General features: G+C 51.4%; 1 protein-coding gene. It reads left to right on the top strand.

The genetic code is table 11. The annotated features are described in order from the left end of the window. Positions 1-494: DUF2586 family protein (locus tag B4K20_RS13725; protein WP_289283311.1), on the top strand; the 494-nt coding region annotated here is incomplete at both ends.

The following is a 494-nucleotide window of genomic DNA, read 5'->3' as shown; positions in this document are numbered from 1 at the left end:
TGCCATGCAAACTAAAGCAGTTAATATCGAAGCTCAATATGGCCGTCGTCTTTTCTTTATTGGTGCTGTGCGCGGTATCGATAGCGAAAATGAATCCTGGTCAGAATACATCACTGCGGTGAACAACCTAACCGACACGCTCTCAGCGCATCGGGTTTCACCTGTGCCGTATATCTATGACGATGCCGTTGGCATTATCGCTGGCCGTTTGTGTAACTCTGGTGTCAGCGTGGCTGACACGCCAATGCGCGTCGAAACTGGCCCATTAGTGGGGCAGGATCAAACCACCTTACCCGTTGATAAAGACGGTGTGCGATACAACATGGCCCATGCCAAAGCGTTGAATGACCAACGCTTCTCAGTACCATCGTTTTTCCCTGATTATCCTGGCGTGTTCTGGTCGGATGCTCAAACGCTGGATGCACCAGCGGGTGATTATCAAGTGCTGGAAAACCTGCGTGTAGTCGATAAAGCGGCTCGGGCTGTTCGCCTGG

This window comes from Methylophaga sp. UBA5088 (assembly GCF_002414625.1).
GTDB lineage: Bacteria > Pseudomonadota > Gammaproteobacteria > Nitrosococcales > Methylophagaceae > Methylophaga > Methylophaga marina.
The sequence above is the reverse complement of the archived record's forward strand: the minus strand, read 5'-3'. Positions and strand labels throughout refer to the sequence as shown.